Annotated in this window: 1 pseudogene; it reads left to right on the forward strand. The window is 49.7% G+C overall.

The features are described 5' to 3' along the window. Positions 1-334, forward strand: a pseudogene (locus tag HC175_RS21815) (DNA polymerase III subunit beta); the annotation flags it as partial.

Here is a 334-nt window from a genome sequence, read left to right on the forward strand (position 1 = left end):
CCAGGCTCACTGTAGAATCAGATTCCCAGGGGAAGATCGCTGTTCCTGCCCGACTTTTACTGGAGACCTTAAAAACCTTTCCGGAGCAGCCGCTAACATTTGTGGTGGAAGACAATAATACCATTGAACTGAGCTCCAACCACGGAAAATATGCATTGGCATATGCCGGGGGCGAAGAATTCCCGAAGGCCGTGAACCTGGAAGAGCCAAGCAGCACTACCATTCAGGGTGATATCCTGGCAACCGCTATAAGCAAAACCATTTTTGCTTCAGGAAATGACGATCTAAGGCCCGTAATGAGCGGGGTGTTCTTCCAATTCACTCCGGACCATCT

This window comes from Salinimicrobium oceani, assembly GCF_012037645.1.